Raw genomic sequence first — 18,824 nt, 5'->3', positions numbered from 1 at the left:
GACAGGCGATTCGCGCACTGTTCGCGCCCGGTGCGGGGATGGTAGGACGGACGTATGGTTTCGACATCGCGATTCACCAACCGGGTCACCGAGTTGCTCGGCGTGGATATTCCGATCGTGCAGGCGCCGATGGGCTGGATCGCGCGGTCGCGGCTGGCCAGTGCGGTGAGCAATGCCGGGGCGCTGGGGATCATCGAAACCTCTTCGGGGGAGCTCGATGTCATCCGGCAGGAGATCCTGGCCATGCGGGAGCTCACCGACAAGCCGTTCGGGGTGAATATCGCGCAGGCGTTCGTGCGGGATCCGGGGATCGTGGATTTCGTTGCCGAACAAGGGGTTTCATTCGTCACGACGTCGGCGGGCAGTCCGACGAAATACACGGCGTCGTTGAAGGCCAACGGGCTCACCGTATTTCATGTGGTGCCCAATCTGGAAGGTGCGCTGCGCGCGGTCGACGCCGGGGTGGACGGGCTGGTGGTCGAGGGCGGTGAAGGCGGGGGATTCAAGAGTCCGCAGCCGGTGTCCAGCATGGTGCTGCTGCCGTTGATCGCCTCCAAGGTGGATGTACCCATCATCGCCGCGGGCGGTTTCGTGGACGGCGCGTCCATGGCGGCCGCGTTCGCGCTCGGCGCGGAAGGGGTGCAGATGGGCACCCGCATGGTGTCGGCGGCGGAGAGCCCGATTCACGACAACTGGAAGCAGGCGGTGCTCGCGGCTCGCGAAACCGATACGGTTTTCCTGAATCGTCATGCCAAACCGGCACTTCGGGCGCTGCGCACCGGTCGCACCACCGCGCTGGAGTTCGATACCGATACCAATGCCATGGCGCTGTTCGGCAATGCCATGGAGCTGTACTTCGGCGGCGATATGGAGGCGGCCATCGCCTTGAGCGGGCAGGTCGCGGGCCGCATCGATACCGTCGAACCGGTGGCGGAGATCATCGAGCGGTGTGCGCGTGAATGCCTGGACATCATTGCCGCGCTGGCGCAGCGGTATCCGGGGCGTCAATAACGCGTCAACGCGGGATGCGTTGGGCCGCACAGGATGTCAGGGCGGCGTTAATTCCGGCTCGGATGTCTTTTCGGCCCCGTTCATCTCATGCGATCGTCCTACTCCGGTCGAATGCGGTGGAGGAGAAGCGGTGGCAGCCAAGGTTGGGGCGAGTGCGAGCCGATTGCGCGGGGCCGCGGGGCAGATGGATGAACTGAACCTGCGCGTCACCGGAATCCTGAACAAACTCGAGAACTCGTTGTCCGCCAAGGGTTCCGCGTGGGGGAACGACGGCTACGGTGCCACCTTCGCCGAGGGGGATCAGGGCTACAACGCCGCGCACGCGAACCTGAAATCCGGATTCGCCCAGCTGGCAGGCACATTCAAGTCCTATGCCGACGGACAGCGGGACGCCGCCACCCTGCTGGAGAAGAACGATCATCGCGGTGCCCGCGGTCTCGGCGGGGCGTAGCGGCCTTGGGCTTCGACCTCCCCGATGTACTGGGCTGGGTCGCCGGATCGGACTGGCCCGAAGGCGATGAAGACCGGATGTGGGCCATCGGCTCCGATTGGCGAACCGCCGCAGCGGAAATCCGCGATCTGCTCGATGCGGTGACAACGGCCAAGTACGCCACCCTCGCCGCCTACCCCTGGGGTGAAGGCATCGAGGCGATCGCCAAATCCCTCGACCAGCTCGAACACGGTCCCCGGTCACTCGAGGAATTCGCCGGGATCCTCGACACGGTCGCCGACGGGGCCGATGCCCTCGGCACCGAGATCGAGTACACCAAGATCCTGGTCATCAGCTCCCTGGCCATGCTCGCCATCGAAATCGCCGCCGCGTGGGTGTTCCCGCCCACCGCCCCCGCCGTTGAAGCGGTCGCCATCGCCACCACCCGCGTGGCCATCCGCCGGCTGGCAGGGCGCGCGATCAACGAAATCGCCCGCGAGACACTGAAATTGGCCGTCGCCGCCCTCACCAAATTCACCATGAAACACATAGCGATCAGCACGGCCCTCGGCGCGGGCCAAGACCTGGCGATCCAACTCGGCCAAATGGCCGCCGGTCACCGCAAAGACGTCGACTGGACCCGAGTCGGCGACACCGCCCTCACCGCCGCGGCCGCGGGTGCCATCGGCGGCCCCGCGGGCGACCTGCTCGGCAAGGGCGCAAAACACCTCCCTCTCCCAGACACCCGAATCCCCAATATGTTCCGAGGCGCAGCCGTCGGAGCAGGCGCGGGCATGATCGGCGCGGTAGGCGCCTGGGGCGTAGGCGGCGCCCTCAACGGTTTCACCTGGGATCCCCGCCTCCTCACCAACGGCGCGGCCTTCGGCGCCCTCACCGGCGGCACCAAGGGTTTCCGCCACCCCGCCGCCGGAGCCCATCCGCTCGGCGCTCCCCGGTTCGCGGCCCCGGACACCGCCAATCTCGGCGGCCCCGACGGCTCCACACCCCACCCGGCCCCCGATATCCGCACTCCGCCAGCGGAACACCAATCCCGGCCGGAATCAGCAAAGGAAACCGAACCCGTCCCGAAACCCATCGAACCGGTGAGGGAGCCCGAGCCTGAACGGCTCGGTCTCGATGTCGACGACTCCCATCGATCACCATCACCCGCACCTGTCTCGGCGGCGACGCCCGTTGCTCCGCAATCGGCCGCCGGTGCCTCGCCGCACACTCCGCTCGGGCCGTCCGGTGAATCCCGGCATCAGCCGACTACGCCGAAACCGGTCGAACCGTTGAATTCGCCGCGCTCATCGACTGCCGAAGGGGGATCCCCGCCTCGGCGGTCGCGGGCGGGTATGCCCGATATCCGGTTCGCGCCGAACGGGCATGAGTACGACACGACGTCGAAGATCCCTTATACCCCAAGGTATTTCGGTCTGTCGCCGATCGCGGACTACGCGGCCCCCGATGCTCCCGACCGCAGCTTTTGGGTACCGGGTCCGGGTGCCGAGTCGCCGCCCGAGCCCGTCCCGGTGCCGGACCCCGAGCCCGCTCCGGTCCCCGCACCCCGGCCGGATCCCGGGTTGTCTCGGCTGTGGGATGGGCTCGGGTTCGGTTCGTTGATCGGTGAGCTGGGTGGTGTGGCGGCGGAGGTGTGCCGGGATGGGGAGGGGTTGGTGCTGCGGGTGGGGGATGCGGTGATCGGGTTGGGGGAGGAGGCGGTGGTGGAGTGGGCGCGGGATGGTGGGTTTGTGCGGTTTGCGGTGGTTGTGGCGGGTGTGACTGCGTTCGAGGTGCGGTATCCGGGAGGTGGGGACGGGGTGGATATGGGGTTGTTCGTGCAGGATGTGGTGCGGGTCGCGCGGGGTGCACGGTGACTGTGGAGCGGGTTATCAGGAACGCCCCTTAATATCTGCGATCGTGACCGACGTGATGGAGAAGGCGGGGCAGGATTCCGCCGGTAGTGCTGGACCCGATTCCGATCGACGAAGATACGGGGGTTGGGAACGGCCGGTCGCTCTGATCGCGGGGTTGATCGCCGTGCTGGCCGCCATCGCGGTGCCGGTATTGCCGGTCAAGGTGGATGCCGCGACACTGTCCTGGCCGCAGGGGGATTCGGCCAAGAGTGTGGAAGCGCCGCTCATCTCCTACGCACCCTTGACCTTCGACGCGACCATCCCGTGTTCGGCTGCGGCGCAACTCGGTTCGCAGGGCGGGACCCTGCTCGCCACGGGGCCGAACGGCGCGCCGAATCGCGATCGATACGGGTTCGCGGCGCATGTGACCGCCGCCACCACCGATGCCGAAGGCGTCGTCACACCCGGCAAATTCGAAGCGGTACTGCAGGATCAGACCCTGGTGAGCGTCCCGATGGACCAGCTCCCGGCCAACTGCGTACTGACCGTGCACACCGAAATGACCCGGGCCACCGCGGTTCTCGCGGGCTCGAATGTGTCTCCCGTCACACTCGACGGCGACTATCGCCCGCAGCTGGTCGGCTTCTTCACCGAGTTGCCCGCCCCGGACGGCGTCACCGCCACCGCGAAACTCGACAGCCGCTTCTCCGCGCATCCGACGCTGATCAAGCGCATCGCCCTGTGGACCGCCGTACTGGCGACCCTGCTGGCCCTGTTCGCGCTGCACCGCCTGGATCGCCTGGACGGTCGTCGCGCCCGCCGTTTCCTGCCGCAGCGCTGGTGGTCGTTCTCCGCCGTGGACGCGTTCGTGCTTGGCACGCTGCTGCTGTGGCATTTCATCGGTTCGACGACCTCCGATGACGGCTACCAGTTCGGCATGGGCCGCACCTCGATTCACGCGGGCTATATGGCCAATTACTTCGCGTACTTCGGCGTCCCCGAAAACCCGGTCGGCACACCGTATTACGACCTGATCGGCCGGCTCGCCGAGATCAGCGTGGCGAGCCCGTTCGTGCGCCTGCCCGCGCTGCTGGCCGGTTTCATCTGCTGGCTGGTGATCAGCCGCGAGGTGATTCCGCGCCTGGGCGCGCGGATTCGCCGCAATCGGGTCGCGGTGTGGACCGGTGCGCTGGGTTTCCTGACCATCTGGCTGCCGTACAACAACGGCCTGCGCCCGGAGGCCATGGTGGCGATGGGCGTACTGCTCACCTGGGTGTCGGTGGAGCGCGCCATCGCCACCCGCCGCTTGCTGCCGTACGGCATCGCGATCGCCATCGGCGCGTTCAGCTGTACGGTCGGCCCGTCGGGTGTCATCTGCTTCGCTCCGCTGCTGGCCGGTATCCGCCCGATGTGGCGGGTGCTGGATAACCGCGCCCGGGCGTTGAGCAAGCCGGTTCCGGAGGGTGCGAGCGCGCTGCGGGTCCTGCGCACTCGTTTCGTCGCCTATCTCACCCTGGCGACCCCGCTGGTGGCCGCCGGAACCGTGGTGCTGGTGGCCATGTTCGGCGTGGAAACCCTCGCCGCCATGTTCGAGATGAAGCGCGTGCACAATATCGTCGGCCCGAATGTGAAGTGGCCGGACGAATATCTGCGCTACCAGTACCTTTTCATGGTCTCCATCGACGGTTCGGTGGCGCGCAGGTTCGGCATGTTCATGCTGTGGCTGGGCATGGCCGCGTGCGCGTTCGTGCTGTTGCGCAAGGGCGGCCGGATTCCCACGGTGGCGTCCGGTCCGGCGCGGCGCGTGCTGGGCAGCACCGTCGGCGTGATTCTGCTGATGATGACGACCCCCACCAAGTGGACGCACCACAATGGCGTCTACGCCGGTCTGGCGGGCGTGATCGGGGTGCTCGCGGCGGTTGCGCTGGGCCCCAAGGTAATGCGTTCACCGCGCAACCGGGCACTGTTCGCCTCGGTGGTGGCTTTCGCGCTGGCGCTGACGTTCTCCAGCATGAACGGCTGGTGGTACGTCTCGAATTTCGGCATCCCGTTCAATGACAAGCCGCCGCTGATCGCCGGTATCGGGGTGAACAAGCTGTTCCTGGTGCTCGCGCTGCTGTTCCTGGTGCTGGCCGGATGGTGGCATGTGCGGGCTCCGGAACCCGCTGCCCCGCATCGTATTTCCCCGCGCGCGTGGCGGCTGGCGGCATTGTCGCCGCTGACCATCGCCGCGGCGCTCATGGTGCTGGTCGAGGTGGGCTCGTTCGCGAAGGCGGCGTACTCGCAGTATCCGGCGTTCTCGCTGGCGCGCTCGAATACCGCCGCGGTACTGGGTCAGCCGTGCGGTATGGCGCGAGATGTGCTGGTGGAGACCGATCCCAATGACGGCATGCTGACGCCGGTGAACGGTGACGTCTTCGGCACCTTCACCGCGGATGCCAAGGGCTTCTCACCGTCCGGTGTGGCCTCGGATATGCGCGCCGACGATGAGGTCGACACCAGCGCCATCACCACCACGCTGACCAACAAGTCCAGTGACAGCGAATCCGGAACCACCACCACCGCACTGCCTTTCGGTTTGAATCCGGCCAAGGTGCCGGTGCTGGGCAGCAATGGCACCAGTGAGTCGGTCGCCGAGCTCACCACCGGCTGGTACCGGTTGCCCGCCGCGGCCGATCGCAAGGGCATTGTCGCGATCACGGCGGCCGGGCGAATTCGATCGGTGGATCAGTACGGGGTGGTCACCCCCGGCCAGTCAGTCGAAATCGAGTACGGCACAGCCGATCTGGAGCCGCAGGGCCGGATCACGCCGATCGATATCGGTCCCACGCCGACCTGGCGCAATCTGCGGGTCCCGTTCACCGAGATCCCGTCCGATGCCACGGTGATCCGCATTGTCGCCACCGATCGCGATCGGGACGGCAAGCAGTGGGTCGCGCTCACCCCGCCGCGTGTCCCGCAGACCCGCATCCTGCAGGATCTCATCGGCTCACAGCAGCCCGTACTGCTGGATTGGGCTGTGGGCCTGCAATTCCCGTGCCAGCGCCCGTTCGATCATCACGTCGGCATCGCCGAGGTGCCGGGCTATCGCATCCTGCCCGACCGCGGCGGTGCGCATGACACGAACCTGTGGGAGAACCACGACGGCGGCGGCCCACTGGGCTGGAGCACCATGCTGTTGCGCCCGCACACCCTGGCCACCTACCTGAACCAGGATTGGCGACGCGATTGGGGTGAGCTGCAACAGTTCTCCCGCATCGACGACACCGCGATCACGGGCCGCCCGGTCATCACCCCCGAAACCCATTCGGGACTCTGGACTCCGGGTCCGATCAATGTGAACGGCTGGAAGTAGAACAGTCCGCCCCCGCTGAATCAGCGGGGGCGGAACCGGTTTCGGGGTCAGGGCGCGGGCTGGCCGCGCAGTTTGTTCACCTGGGCCGTGGTCAGCGCGGTGAGCTGTTGCGGGTCCGGCTCTTTCGCACCGGACATGGAGAACTGCACGACGGTCGCGCCGACCAGTGACACGGTCACCGCGGAGTACAGCGTCAGGCCCTGGCTGGTGGTGTGCACCCGGAATGCGAAGGAGGCGTCGCCGGAGGTCGGCTGATCCAGTCCGCCGACCTGGTATTCGACCTTGGTGCCGTCCGGATCGGTGCTGGAGTAGCTGGAGCAGGCCCGCAACAGCGCCTGGACCGAGGAGAATGCCTGCGCCGCTCCGCCGTTCGCGTAGGCCGCGGCGTCGATATCGATGCTCTCGAAATCCGGCCCGCCGTACTGCGCGGCGGCCCGGGTGGCGGCATTGGTGGCCTGTTCGGCGATGGGCGCGAGCACTTTCGCGCACTGCACCGGATTGGTGCCCGCTCCGGCCCCGGTGCTACTGCCGGTCGGCGGATCCCCGAGTGAGGTGTATCCGGACGGCAGCTGCGTGGCGTCCAGCAGCCCGTTGCGCAGTCCCGTCACATCCGGCACCGGTGCGTTGCTGGGCACGGTCGGCTGTACCACCGGGCCGAGCGTGGGCAGTGCGGGCGCGGAATCATGTGAGCCGCAGGCGGACAGCGCCACGGCGCTCACGCCGAGCAGCGCTACCATCGCGGTGCGCCCGCGCGGCCGATTACGGAGGTTCACGCCGCCATCATGCCCGGCCGCCGGCCCGGGCGTGTCAGGCGCCCCACTGCACCTGGGTGCGCAGTGTCTGGCGGAGCGTGACCGAGCTGTGCGGGTCGCGGTAGGCCTGGTTGCCGCCGACTTCGACCGAGCCCGAAACCGGCAGCGGCATACCGAGATCCACGGTGATCACGCCGGTGCCGCGCATGAGGTAGTCGATGATCTCGAGTTGTCCGGCCTCATTGGGCAGATGCCAGACCGTAGATTTCGGCGTCTGCGTCACATCGAGGTGGATGGTGAGCAGACTGCCCTCGCGGTGCGTGAGCGTCGCGGTGGTGACCTGTTCCAGCGGTACACTGCCGGAAACCTGTTGCCGCACCGTCCATACCGCGCCTTCGCCGACGGCATCGTCCGGGAACGCGATGGATTGGTAGACGGCCTGATAGAACGCCTGCTCGAGCGCGGCGCGCGCGGCATCGGAGGTGGCGGCCTTGGGTGCGAGGCGCAGCGCGGTGATCGCGCCGAGTTCGCTCATATCGAGTCCGGCGCGCGAACCGTCAGCGGGCAGTAGCGCTTTGGCGAGCGCGGGATCGGGCGAGGTGACCGTGCCGAGGGTGAGCTCCACCCCGTCGGTCCCGGCCTCGGCGGTGAGCGGAATGGTCACCGCGGGCGGGGAGAAATCGCGCACGGCCTGCGTATCGATCTGCTGTTCGATGTGATGGTCGGTGCGCAGCGTGACCTGCTGGGTGGTGCCCGGCGGCAGCGTGGGCCGCAGCGCCGAGCGCGGTTCGGCGCCGGGATCGAGCACCGTGGTGGTCACCGCCGCGATGGGCATGGTGACCTCCTTACCGATGCCGAGCGGTTCCGCGCTGTCGGATTCGGTGGTGGTCTCGGAGCGGTCGCTGCAGCCGACCCCGAAGGCCGACAGGGTGACCGCGAGCACGATGAGAAGGACGCCGGATCGGGTGGCGCGCTGTCCCGGCCGGGCGCGGCCGGGGGTACGGGTACAGCGTGCGGTGGCGTTCGCCGAACCGGGGGATGAAGACAACACCGTCACGTCGAACAGGTTACGGCCACTTCCTGATAATCAGCTTGGGATGCGGGCGCGCCGTCCGGCCATCGGGCACGGAATGGCCATAGGGAATGATGTCAAGGGTGAGTACCGACCGGCCGCGCGAATCCGGCGCAGACGAACCAGACGAGTCGCCAGCAGATAGCGCACCCCTCGGCACCCCGGCAACGCCGAATCCGGACGCCGTCGCGAAGCCCGCGGCCCCCGAGCCCGCGAGTCCCGCTGCCTCCGAGTCCGCGACTCCCGCTGCCGCCGAGTCCGACACGGCTGCGGCTCAGCCGTTGCGCTTGCGCACGCTGTTGATCGTGGCCGCGGTACTGCTCGGCCTGGACCTGCTGACCAAATGCCTCGTGGTCGCCAAGATGACCCCGGGCCGCCCGATCCACATCGTCGACGATGTGGTGCGCCTGACCCTGGTGCGCAATCCGGGCGCGGCGTTCTCGATGGCGACCGGTATGACCTGGCTGCTGACCCTGGTCGCCGCGGCCGTGGTGATCGGTGTGGTGCGGATCGGCCGCACCATGCGCTCGCTGCCGTGGGCGATCGGCCTTGGCATGGTGCTCGGTGGCGCACTGGGCAATCTGATCGATCGCCTGTTCCGCGCGCCCGGCCCACTGCAGGGTCACGTGGTGGATTTCGTGGCGGTCGGCTGGTGGCCGGTGTTCAATGTCGCCGATTCGGCGATTGTCTGCGGCGCCGCACTACTGGTGGCGTTGACGGTGTTCGGTTTCGAACCCGATGGCACGCGTGCGCATCGGCACGAGGAGGACGAGAGCGCGGAGGAGAAGACCGTATGAGGGAAACCCGCAGTATGCCGGTGCCGGATGGTTTGGACGGCATGCGTGTCGATGCCGGACTGTCCCGTTTGCTGGGCCTGTCGCGCACGGCGGTCGCCAGCATGGCCGAAGAGGGTTCGGTGCAGCTGGACGGTGTGGCGGCGGGCAAGTCCGACCGGTTGAACGCGGGCTCCTGGCTGGAGGTCGAATTTCCGGAGCCCAAGCGCGAACTCGTCGTCGAGGCCACCCCCGTCGACGGTATGAAGATCCTCTACGCCGATGACGATATCGTCGCCGTCGACAAACCGGTCGGCGTCGCCGCGCACACCGGTGTCGGCTGGTCCGGCCCGACGGTGGTCGGCGGTCTGGCCGCGATGGGCTACCGCATCTCCACCTCCGGCGCGCATGAGCGCCAGGGCATCGTGCACCGCCTGGACGTCGGCACCTCCGGTGTCATGGTGGTCGCTCAGTCCGAGCACGCGTACACCGTGCTCAAGCGCGCGTTCAAACAGCGCACCGTGGACAAGCGCTATCACGCTCTGGTGCAGGGTCATCCGGATCCGAGCAGCGGCACCATCGACGCCCCGATCGGCCGCGCGCGCGGTAACGACTGGAAGTTCGCGGTCACCGCGGACGGCCGTCCCAGTGTCACGCACTACGACACGGTCGAGGCCTTCCAGTCGGCGAGTCTGCTCGATATCCATCTGGAAACCGGTCGCACACACCAGATTCGCGTGCATTTCTCCGCCGTCCGGCATCCCTGCTGCGGTGATCTCACCTACGGCGCGGATCCCCGCCTGGCCGAACGCCTGGGCCTGGAACGCCAGTGGCTGCACGCCCGTCAGCTCGGGTTCAACCATCCGGCGGACGGCCGCTGGATCGAGATCACCAGCGAATACCCCGCCGATCTGGAGCACGCTCTGGAAGTCTTGCGCACGCACTGAGTCACGAGCACAAGGAGTTACGCGTGCAGATCGGCCGGGCGGTCAGCGCCCTCACCGATGATGTCCGGGCGCGGCGGATCGCGGGCTGGTCGGCGGCGGTGCTGCTGGTGATCTTGATCGTGCTGCTGGGCTGGGCGATTCCGCCGCGCAAGGGCATTGTCGCCACCGATCGCCTGGGACCGGAGAACAGCGAACCGGTCGACGGGTATCTGGCCCGGGCCCGGGACACCTTGAGCGGCGGCGATACCGCCGAGCATTGGGCGCTGATCTCCTTCACCGAGGGCATTTCGGCCGATCACATTCCCGAATACAGTGGCGGCCTGCGCATTTCGGACGCGATCTACCATGTGGCGATCGACCGGGTGGCGACCCCGGTGCTGGATATTCCGCTGCCCGCGGGTGAAGCCGCCGCGCTGGGGTCCCAGCGTTCGGCCGCGGCCACGGTGGCTGTGGCGCAGGCTTACAACGACCGCGACGTCCGCACCAATGCCGTGGTCGCGGCCCGCCTGCGTGCCAATTGCCCCTGCCTGGTGAGCCTGGTCGTGCACGGCAACCTCGAACAGCTCCGAAACCTGGCTGCCCGCCCCGGAATTCGCGCGGTGGAGGCGCTGCCCGCCGATGCCTCCGCGGCCGTTTTCGCCATCGCCCCGCTGCTTCCCGAACAGCGGGACCTCGCCGATGCGGGTCCCAATGACGGCCCGGTCCCCGATAACTGAGATCGCCCCTGCCGGTCGGTAGGTGAGTGCGGTTAATGATCAGCATAGGGTTTGCTGGACCGGGGATTCCAGCAAACAATTCGAGTGAATATTTCATTTCGAATCTTGTTGGTACTGCTAGGTATTGAGTACCGAGGGGTATTCTTCAGAGGTTTACTGGGGGAATGCTTTGGGTACGCGTAATTCTCGCGCAAACCGGGTACAGGCCGTCGCGGGCGTGTGTAGCGTCTGGAACTCGAAAAGGCTTATCTGACAAAGCGGTGACGCGTGATCGGTATAGACGGCTGCCTGCAGCGCATCATGGATATTCCAGGTGCGCGCAGTGTGACGCTGGTAGATGGTGCGAGCGGGCTCGCGGTAGCGGGGGCGGGCCGACAGGACCCCCTCGATCAGCACGAGGATGCCGCTGCTAGCACCGATGTGGTGCGCGCGGTGCTCGGCTGCCCGGCGCTGGCGAGTGGCTCGGACGGTGATGACATCTCGGAGATCATCGTCTGCGGCACTCGCGGGTACCACCTGTTGAATCTGATCAAGGGGGACTTCGACGGACGACTGTTCGTCCATGTGCTCTTCGATGACGAAACGGGAAATCTCGGTATGGCCCGTTTCCGCCTGCGCGGAATTCTGGCCGAATTCACCGAGGGTGGTCATGAGCGCTGAACTCGCAAGTGAATTGCGGAGATTGGCTGCGGAAGGCTCGACGGGAGTACTGCACGCGGGGGATGGCGCATTCCATCTGGCCGAGGGTACGATCGCCTGCGCCGATTGCCGCCGGACTACTGGGCTCGATCGCCTGGTGGTCGAAGCGGGTGTGGCGACCCCCGAGGAGTGGCGGCGGGCCGAGACCGGAGATCTCGGTCCGCTGCTGCATCGGCCGCAACTCGAAACCCTGGCGCTGCTCTCGGTTTTCGATGCCGCCTACTTTCTGCTGGCCGCTCCCGCACCCGCGGAATTCCAGCCCGCGCCCGCGCATTGGCTGGCTCCGGTCTGCAAGGTGGCACCGCCCGCCCTCGTCGAGGAGTGCTCCCGCCGTGGCGATCCCGAGGCCGGGCCGTGGCCGGTGACGCTGGTCGATCGCGCCCCCGTGGTCCCGGCCCGCCGCATTCCGAAACGCCGCGTCATGCTCACCGGCGGTCAGGCTGAAATGCTCGCCGCCGCCGACGCGCGCCGCAGCATCACCACCCTGGCCGAGTATCTGGGCCGCACCACCTACGGCTGTCTCACCGCCGTCCGCGAACTCACCGAGGCCGGGCTGATCGAACCGCCCGTGCGCCTCACCGCCCCGCGCCACGCCGCCGACGCACAGGTCGCGCCGTTGATCGCGCTGAACGCGCGCCGGGCGGCGGCGGATCGCCTGCCGCCGCTGGCACTCGGCGGACCCGGATCGGATCCGGAACCGGCGGCCTCGCAGCCGCCCGCACAGCTTCCCCGCCGCCGTGCGCGTTCCGGGGCAACGACTCCCGCTCCGGAACGCTGGAAACCCATCGACCGTGAAGTGCTCGTCCGCGTCCGGGCGGCGCTGGAGGAGCTGGCATGACCGCACAGCGGCTGCGTTCGATCAAACGGATCAGGCCCGGCGGACGGAATGGGAGGCGGCCTTGGAGGAGCTGGTGTGACCGCGCGCAGGAGGCGGCTCGGCGAAATGATGGGAAGAAGGATGACAAAGGTGGCGATCTCGCGACCCGAACCGAATACGGTGCTGCTGGCACAGCTGAAGTTGTTGCGCGACAGCGTACCTCGGCTGACCGGCACCCTGGTGGCCTCCACCGACGGGCTGCTCATCGCACACGATCTGCCGCCGCATATCGAACCCACCGGCATGGCCGCGCTCACCGCCTCCCAGCTGTCGCTCTCGCACCGGCTGGCCACCACCGCGCACGGCGGTGGCTTTCACGAGGTCGTGGTGCACGGCTCCGGCGGATACGTGGTCATCTATGCGGCCGGTTGGACGGCCTCACTGACGGTTTTGGCGGGTCCGGAGGTGAATGTGGGCCGCCTGCATCTGGAATCGCGTCCGGTGGCCCGCGCCATCGCCGATCAGCTGACCGAATTGGCGAACAACGTCAAGAAAACCCCGAAGAGAAACACCGATTGAAAGGAACTGCCATGTCCAACATGGATATCGCACTGAAGGACATGATGGTGATCGACGGTGCCGTCGGCGCCTGCGTGGTCGATTACAACAGCGGGATGGCGCTCGGCATGCTCGGTAGCTCCAAAGCCCTGGATCTGCAGGTCGCCGCCGCCGGCAATACCGAGGTGGTGCGCGCCAAGATGCGCACCATCGATCAACTCGGCATCAATGAGGATATCGAGGACATTCTGATCACCCTCGGCGCGCAGTATCACATCATCCGACCCATGACCGGACGAAAGTCCAAGGGCCTGTTCCTGTATCTCGCCCTGGACCGGGGCCGCGCCAATCTCGCGATGGCGCGGCACCGCCTGCGGGGCATCGAGGAGGAGCTGGAGGTCTAGCGCCGCCCGCTATTTCGCCGCGCTCGTGGTCGCCGGTTCGGTGGCGGCGGGTGCACTGGTCGCCGGTGCCGTGGTGGCCGGCGCGGGGCTCACGGTGGTCGTAACCGCCGGGGGCGCAACGGTTGTCGTCGCCGCGACAGTGGACGGCGCGGCCGAGGGGGCGGACGTTATCGGGGCGGGGCAATCACCGCCGTGTCGTTCACCCTCGAGATTGATCTCGGCATTGGAGCGCGGGTCACCCGCGTAATTGATCTTGTCCGTACATTTCACGTAATGGTCGGTGCCGAGCGGGGTGCCCGGGCCCGGATCGGGCGCGGGGCCCGGCTCGTCGATCGGCGCGCCGCCCGGCTGCTGCTGCGCCTGCGGTCCCGCGCCGCCCGGCTGTCCGCCGCCCGGTTGCGCCGCACCCGGATTCGCGCCGGTGGTGGTGCTGGTGGCCGCGGCCGCGCTCGTGGTGGTGAGCGCCGGTGAACCCTTGACCGTGATCGGCCCCGAGGTCGGATCACTCGAACATCCCACGATGAGGCCGAGCGCCGCGGTGGTCGCGAGCAGCGTGACCGTCCGGCGAATCGTGCGCGGGCGGCTGGTGTGCGTCATGGGGTGGTCCTCTTCTTCCGCCGCACACGCCACTCCGCCCGACCGGAAGTGCGCGGCAACATCTTTCGCTGATTCCGGCATGGGGGCGGGCACGGACAGACCCGGCGGTACACCCCCGGACTCGACACTATGGGCGGCCGCATCCGGGCACCATCGGACATCTGCCCTAATCCTTGACGGGCACGCACCCGTCAAGGAAGCGCAACCATTCCCGGCCGCGGCACGAGCGCTGTCGCGTGAGAGCTACCGTGGCAGCAGAGCTGTCCGTGCGAGAGTGAGGGCAGCGAGCTCATCGAGAGGGGCTGGGAACTGATGGAACTGACCGCGGAGCAGGCGGACCGGGCGGCCGGGGTGCTGCTGGGTACGGCGGCGGGTGATGCGCTGGGCGCGGGTTACGAGTTCACCCATCCCGGGCCCGAGGTGGTCATCGAGATGAAGGGCGGCGGCAGTTTCAACTGGGCGCCGGGCGAGTGGACCGATGACACCTCGATGGCGATCGCCATCGCCCGGGCGGCGGCGCGCGTACCGAATCTGCACGAGGAGGCCGGACTCGACGCGGTCGCGGCCGAATTCCTGATCTGGTGGGATTCCAAGCCCGCCGATATCGGCATGCAGACCAGGCAGGTCCTGCAGTGGCGCAGCCCGACCGGGCGCGAGATGCAGGTGCGCGCGCACGATCTGGAGGGTTTGAAGGCGGGCAACGGTTCGCTCATGCGCACCGCGCCGGTGGCGCTGGCCTACCTCGACGACGAGGAGCACTGCGCCAAGGGCGCGGCCGTGGTCAGCTCGCTCACGCACTATGACATGCAGGCCATGCAGGCGTGCAAACTGTGGACCTGCGCCATTCGGCACGCGGTGCTGTACGGCACCTATGACGGTGTGCGCGAATCACTTTCGAAGGTGGACGCGGGTTTCTGGGGGCCGCTGCTTGACAAGGCCGAATGCGGTGCGCCCGCGGACTTCCCCAAGAACGGCTGGGTGGTGCACGCCCTGCAGACCGCGTGGTGGGCCATCACCCACGCCGACACCCTGCCCGCCGCACTGGAACTCGCGGTGCGCGCGGGCGGCGATACCGATACCACCGCCGCCATCGCGGGTGGGCTGCTGGGCGCGCGCTGGGGCGCGTCGGCGATTCCGGCGCAGTGGCGCGCCATGCTGCACGGGTACCCGGGCTACCGGGAAGCCGATCTACTGGCTCTCACCGACGCCATCGTCAATCGATAACACGGCGGTGCAGAGGAGCTCGGCGGGCTGAATCCCTCAGTCCGCCAGGCGAACTACGCCGTCCAGGTAGCGGCGGCAGCGGCCTGCCAGGCGGACTCTGTCGCCGCTGAGGGTGCAGCGCAGCGCGCCGCCGCGGGCGGAGAGCTGGCGCGCGGACAGGGTGGTGCGGCCGAGTTCGCGACTCCAGAGCGGGGTGAGTTGCGCGTGCGCGGAGCCGGTGACCGGATCCTCCGGGATGCCCTGTCCGGGTGCGAAGAAGCGGGAGACGAAATCGGATTCGGCCCCGGCGGCGGTGATGATCGCCCCGCGCGGCATCTTCGGAAACGCCGCGAAGTCCGGATGTGCCTGGCGCACTTCCTCTTCCGAGGTGACCAGCAGCACCACATCGGTGCCGTCGTAGGCGCGCAACGGCTTGACCCCCAAGGCCGCGGCGAGCGCGCGCGGAATGTCTTCGCGCACATCGATCTCCACCGAGGACACCGTCGGCAGATCCAGCACCAGATCATCGCGATCGCGGTCGACGCGGAGCCAGCCGCTGCGGGTGTAGAAGTGCACGCGATCCGCGCCGGGATGCATATCGTCCAGAATCTGCGCCGCGGCGGCGAGCGTGGCGTGCCCGCACAGGTCGACCTCGGTGGCGGGGGTGAACCAGCGCAGATGGAAGGCGGGCGAGTTGTCCGGTGCCGCACCGGCCTCCGCGGGTAGCGCCGAAGTGTAGAAGGCGGTCTCGGCGAGATTGTTCTCCTCGGCGAGATGTTGCAGCAGTTCATCGGGCAGCCAGCACAGCAGCGGCATGACCGCGGCGGGATTGCCCGAGAACGGTGCGTCGGCGAACGCGTCGATCTGATGCAGCAGGACCTCCATGGGGCACAAGGTACCCCGCTGGTCAAAAAAGGTCCGGGACAAGGCAGTTCACCGGCGAGCCAAACCATGCGACCAGTTTGGATGTTTAGCAGAACGGCGGCGCACCGTATCGGTGCGCCGCCGCTCTGACTCGGAATGCGGTGAAGATCAGTCGTTTTCGCCGGGGGAGCCGGGCAGCAGATGCGGTGTCTCGCCCTGCAATTTGGCGCTCACCCACCACGCCACCTCCACCAGCACGATGCCGATCGCACCGCAGATGATCGCCGAAGTGGTGAGCGCGATATTGCTCGGATCCAGTTTGAAGAAGTGCCGGGTGAACGGCACCGCGAACAGAATCAGGTATCCGGCAACGGAACCCGCGATGAGCAGCATCTTCCACCCGTTCCACGGCCGTGCCACGATGGCCAGCACCCATACCGCGATGATCAGCAGCGTGATGAGCGCGGTGGTGCCCGCCTGCACCTTCGCGGTCTCGCCCGCATCGGGTCCCTGGTACGCGATCAGGTACGCGATGAAGGTCATCACGCCGATCACCAGACCGGACGGAATCGCCAATCGCATGACGCGCCCGACGAATCCGGTGCGCGCGCGTTCGTTGTTCGGCGCGAGCGAGAGGATGAACGCCGGAATGCCGATGGTGAACCAGGCCGCGATCGTCACGTGCCGGGGCAGGAACGGATACCTGATCGCCTTGTAGTGGAAGATCTGCGAACCGATGCCCGCGATGCCGACCAGGAAGGCCAGCACCACCGAGTAGACGGTCTTGGTGAGGAACAGATTCGAGACGCGCTCGATATTGCCGATCACCCGGCGGCCCTCGCCGACCACGTACGGCAGCGTCGCGAACCTGTTGTCCAGCAACACGATCTGCGCCACCGAACGGGTGGCCGGGCTGCCCGAACCCATGGCGACGCCGATATCGGCGTCCTTGAGTGCGAGTACGTCGTTCACGCCGTCACCGGTCATGGCGACGGTATGCCCGCGCGATTGCAGCGCGGAAACCATGGCGCGCTTCTGATCCGGGCGCACCCGGCCGAAGACGGTCTTGTGATCGAGTACGTCGGCGAGTTCGTTCTGATCGGTCGGCAGCTTGCGCGCGTCGACCGGATCGTCACCGCCCGCCAGGCCGAGCGAGGCCGCGACCGCGCCGACGGAGACGGCATTGTCACCGGAGATGACCTTGGTCGCCACATGCTGCGATTCGAAGTACTCCAGGGTTTCCTTGGCATCGGGCCGCACCCGCTGCTCCAGCACCACCAGCGCGGCGGGCGTCACGTGACCGGGCGCGTCGGCCGCGTCCACCGGCCGGTCGCTGCTGGCCAGCAGCAGTACGCGCAACCCCTTGGCCCCGATTTCCTGTGCGACGGCGGCGGTTTCGGAATCGGAGTCCAACAGCACATCCGGCGCGCCGAGCAGCCAGTTGCCGTGCTCCCCGTAGGAGAACCCGCTCCATTTCTTGGCCGAGGAGAACGGCGCGATTCCGGTCGGCTTCCATCCGGGCTTATCCGGGAGCGCCTCGGCGATGGCCGCCACGCTCGCGTTCGGGCGCGGATCGTCACCGGCCATGGCGGCGAGCACCTGACGCAATTCCTCGGAGGCGGTGGATGATTCGCCCTCGGGCGCGGATCCGTCCGCGGCGATGGCCCGAATCTCGCTGAGCCGCATACCGTTCTCGGTGAGCGTGCCGGTCTTGTCCGCGCACACCACGTCCACCCGCGCCAGACCCTCGATGGCGGGCAGTTCCTGCACCAGGCACTGCCGCCGCCCGAGCCGGACCACGCCGACCGCGAAGGCGATGGAGGTCATCAGCACCAGGCCCTCGGGCACCATCGGCACCAGTGCCGCGACCATGCCGTTGACGGCGGGCCGCCAGGATTCCTTACTGGAGACCAGCTGGTTGTAGATGGACAGCAGGCCCGCCGGGATCAGCAGGTAGGTGATGACCTTGAGGATGGTGTCGATGCCATTGCGCAGTTCGGATTTGACCAGGGTGAATTTGCTGGCCTCATCGGCGAGTTTGGCGGCGTAGGCGTCCTTGCCGACCTTGGTGGCCCGGTACGCGCCGCTGCCCGAGACCACGAAGCTGCCCGACATGACCGGGGCCGCAACGGTTTTGTCGATCGGATCGGCTTCACCGGTGAGCAGTGATTCGTCGACCTCGAGCAGTTCGGATTCGATGACCTCGCCGTCGACCACGATTTGATCGCCGGGTCCGAGCTCGATGATGTCGTCGAGCACGATCTCCTGCGGTGCGACCGCGGTGGCCTTGCCCTCGCGCCGCACCATCGGTTGCGCCTGGCCGACGATGGCCAGTTCGTCCAGGGTCTTCTTGGCGCGCAGCTCCTGGATGATGCCGACCGCGCTGTTCGCGACGATGAGCAGTCCGAACATGCCGTCGATGATCGATCCGGTCGCGATCACCAGGACGAAAAGCACGCTGAGGATGGCGTTGATGCGTGTGAAGATATTGGCCTTGACGATATCTCGCACCGAGCGGGAGGCCCGCTCGGGAACATCATTGGTGAGCCCGTCGCGCCGTCTTTGCTCCACCTCCGCTGAGGTGAGCCCGGTCGCGGGCGTCGCTGCCTGTGCGGTGATCGACATGATTCACAGCCTAGAGGTTTGCGTGCGGTTAGCCGGGTTTGCCCAGGTAAGCCGGAAGCGCGTCGGCAAGCGGGACTTATAAGGCGAATATCCGATAGTCGCCTGGTCGTTGCACAGGCTAACGTTGATGGGTGCCAGACAGACC

17 protein-coding genes are annotated in these 18,824 nt (G+C 67.4%); 12 read left to right on the top strand and 5 right to left on the bottom strand.

Annotated elements, in window-relative coordinates; genetic code table 11:
* Window positions 1-54: 54 nt before the first annotated feature.
* The 4 genes from ACFC0O_RS42865 (at window position 55) to ACFC0O_RS42850 (ending at window position 6,652) form a co-directional block, all read left to right on the top strand.
* Window positions 55-1,011, top strand: a complete 957-nt coding sequence (locus tag ACFC0O_RS42865; protein WP_375968069.1) for an NAD(P)H-dependent flavin oxidoreductase — start codon at window positions 55-57, stop codon at window positions 1,009-1,011.
* Between the two features lie 130 nt (window positions 1,012-1,141).
* Window positions 1,142-1,462 (top strand): hypothetical protein, encoded by a 321-nt coding sequence (locus ACFC0O_RS42860; RefSeq protein ID WP_375968068.1) that lies wholly within the window; start codon window positions 1,142-1,144, stop codon window positions 1,460-1,462.
* Window positions 1,463-1,467: 5 nt separating this feature from the next.
* A complete protein-coding gene (locus tag ACFC0O_RS42855; protein WP_375968067.1) occupies window positions 1,468-3,318 on the top strand; it encodes a hypothetical protein in 1,851 nt (616 codons plus the stop codon).
* Window positions 3,319-3,373: 55 nt separating this feature from the next.
* The gene (locus ACFC0O_RS42850; protein WP_375968242.1) at window positions 3,374-6,652 is read left to right on the top strand and encodes an arabinosyltransferase domain-containing protein; all 3,279 of its coding nucleotides are present in this window, start codon (window positions 3,374-3,376) and stop codon (window positions 6,650-6,652) included.
* A gap of 47 nt (window positions 6,653-6,699) precedes the next feature.
* Here the strand turns inward: ACFC0O_RS42850 and ACFC0O_RS42845 are convergent, their stop codons facing one another.
* Both ACFC0O_RS42845 and ACFC0O_RS42840 read right to left on the bottom strand, forming a co-directional pair.
* Window positions 6,700-7,425: a hypothetical protein gene (locus ACFC0O_RS42845; RefSeq protein WP_375968066.1), complete on the bottom strand. Its 726-nt coding sequence runs from the start codon at window positions 7,423-7,425 to the stop codon at window positions 6,700-6,702.
* A 34-nt stretch (window positions 7,426-7,459) separates the two neighbouring features.
* Complete coding sequence (locus ACFC0O_RS42840; RefSeq protein WP_375968241.1) at window positions 7,460-8,350, bottom strand: hypothetical protein; 891 nt, start codon at window positions 8,348-8,350, stop codon at window positions 7,460-7,462.
* A gap of 200 nt (window positions 8,351-8,550) precedes the next feature.
* On the opposite strand from ACFC0O_RS42840, the gene lspA reads away from it, so the two are divergent.
* From lspA to ACFC0O_RS42805, 7 genes are all read left to right on the top strand, one after another.
* Complete coding sequence (gene lspA / locus ACFC0O_RS42835; RefSeq protein WP_375968065.1) at window positions 8,551-9,273, top strand: signal peptidase II; 723 nt, start codon at window positions 8,551-8,553, stop codon at window positions 9,271-9,273.
* A complete protein-coding gene (locus ACFC0O_RS42830) occupies window positions 9,270-10,196 on the top strand; it encodes an RluA family pseudouridine synthase (RefSeq protein ID WP_364643601.1) in 927 nt (308 codons plus the stop codon). The genes lspA and ACFC0O_RS42830 overlap by 4 nt, the downstream gene beginning before the upstream one ends.
* A 23-nt stretch (window positions 10,197-10,219) precedes the next feature.
* Window positions 10,220-10,912: a hypothetical protein gene (locus tag ACFC0O_RS42825; protein ID WP_375968064.1), complete on the top strand. Its 693-nt coding sequence runs from the start codon at window positions 10,220-10,222 to the stop codon at window positions 10,910-10,912.
* 324 nt (window positions 10,913-11,236) lie between these two features.
* Window positions 11,237-11,572 (top strand): hypothetical protein, encoded by a 336-nt coding sequence (locus ACFC0O_RS42820; RefSeq protein ID WP_375968063.1) that lies wholly within the window; start codon window positions 11,237-11,239, stop codon window positions 11,570-11,572.
* Window positions 11,562-12,449, top strand: a complete 888-nt coding sequence (locus ACFC0O_RS42815; RefSeq protein WP_375968062.1) for a hypothetical protein — start codon at window positions 11,562-11,564, stop codon at window positions 12,447-12,449. Before ACFC0O_RS42820 ends, ACFC0O_RS42815 begins: the two co-directional genes overlap by 11 nt.
* 120 nt (window positions 12,450-12,569) lie before the next feature.
* Window positions 12,570-13,007, top strand: a complete 438-nt coding sequence (locus tag ACFC0O_RS42810; protein ID WP_364643589.1) for a roadblock/LC7 domain-containing protein — start codon at window positions 12,570-12,572, stop codon at window positions 13,005-13,007.
* Window positions 13,008-13,018: 11 nt separating this feature from the next.
* Window positions 13,019-13,390, top strand: coding sequence for a hypothetical protein (locus ACFC0O_RS42805; protein ID WP_364643586.1), 372 nt, complete (start codon window positions 13,019-13,021; stop codon window positions 13,388-13,390).
* 9 nt (window positions 13,391-13,399) lie between these two features.
* On the opposite strand, the gene ACFC0O_RS42800 is transcribed toward ACFC0O_RS42805, so the two are convergent.
* Window positions 13,400-13,987, bottom strand: coding sequence for a hypothetical protein (locus ACFC0O_RS42800; RefSeq protein ID WP_375968061.1), 588 nt, complete (start codon window positions 13,985-13,987; stop codon window positions 13,400-13,402).
* Window positions 13,988-14,299: 312 nt separating this feature from the next.
* Here ACFC0O_RS42800 and ACFC0O_RS42795 point away from each other — a divergent pair, with 312 nt between their 5' ends.
* On the top strand, window positions 14,300-15,211 hold the full coding sequence (locus ACFC0O_RS42795) for an ADP-ribosylglycohydrolase family protein (RefSeq protein WP_375968060.1): 912 nt from the start codon (window positions 14,300-14,302) through the stop codon (window positions 15,209-15,211).
* Window positions 15,212-15,247: 36 nt separating this feature from the next.
* Here ACFC0O_RS42795 and ACFC0O_RS42790 read toward each other — a convergent pair whose 3' ends face one another.
* On the bottom strand, window positions 15,248-16,075 hold the full coding sequence (locus ACFC0O_RS42790) for a PhzF family phenazine biosynthesis protein (protein ID WP_364643577.1): 828 nt from the start codon (window positions 16,073-16,075) through the stop codon (window positions 15,248-15,250).
* A 147-nt stretch (window positions 16,076-16,222) separates the two neighbouring features.
* The gene (locus ACFC0O_RS42785) at window positions 16,223-18,679 is read right to left on the bottom strand and encodes an HAD-IC family P-type ATPase (RefSeq protein WP_375968059.1); all 2,457 of its coding nucleotides are present in this window, start codon (window positions 18,677-18,679) and stop codon (window positions 16,223-16,225) included.
* Window positions 18,680-18,824 lie beyond the last annotated feature (145 nt).

It is taken from the genome of Nocardia sp. NPDC056100 (genome assembly GCF_042266325.1).
Classification (GTDB): Bacteria; Actinomycetota; Actinomycetes; order Mycobacteriales; family Mycobacteriaceae; genus Nocardia.
This window is presented reverse-complemented; position numbering and strand designations above follow the sequence as displayed.

Excerpts from the sequence above, each read along its gene's own strand:
- ACFC0O_RS42865 (WP_375968069.1), top strand. The coding sequence starts at position 55 with ATGGTTTCGACATCGCGATTCACCAACCGGGTCACCGAGTTGCTCGGC.
- ACFC0O_RS42850 (WP_375968242.1), top strand. The coding sequence starts at position 3,374 with ATGGAGAAGGCGGGGCAGGATTCCGCCGGTAGTGCTGGACCCGATTCC.
- lspA (WP_375968065.1), top strand. The coding sequence starts at position 8,551 with ATGTCAAGGGTGAGTACCGACCGGCCGCGCGAATCCGGCGCAGACGAA.
- ACFC0O_RS42830 (WP_364643601.1), top strand. The coding sequence starts at position 9,270 with ATGAGGGAAACCCGCAGTATGCCGGTGCCGGATGGTTTGGACGGCATG.
- ACFC0O_RS42815 (WP_375968062.1), top strand. The coding sequence starts at position 11,562 with ATGAGCGCTGAACTCGCAAGTGAATTGCGGAGATTGGCTGCGGAAGGC.
- ACFC0O_RS42810 (WP_364643589.1), top strand. The coding sequence starts at position 12,570 with ATGACAAAGGTGGCGATCTCGCGACCCGAACCGAATACGGTGCTGCTG.
- ACFC0O_RS42805 (WP_364643586.1), top strand. The coding sequence starts at position 13,019 with ATGTCCAACATGGATATCGCACTGAAGGACATGATGGTGATCGACGGT.
- ACFC0O_RS42800 (WP_375968061.1), bottom strand. The coding sequence starts at position 13,987 with ATGACGCACACCAGCCGCCCGCGCACGATTCGCCGGACGGTCACGCTG.
- ACFC0O_RS42795 (WP_375968060.1), top strand. The coding sequence starts at position 14,300 with ATGGAACTGACCGCGGAGCAGGCGGACCGGGCGGCCGGGGTGCTGCTG.
- ACFC0O_RS42790 (WP_364643577.1), bottom strand. The coding sequence starts at position 16,075 with ATGGAGGTCCTGCTGCATCAGATCGACGCGTTCGCCGACGCACCGTTC.
- ACFC0O_RS42785 (WP_375968059.1), bottom strand. The coding sequence starts at position 18,679 with ATGTCGATCACCGCACAGGCAGCGACGCCCGCGACCGGGCTCACCTCA.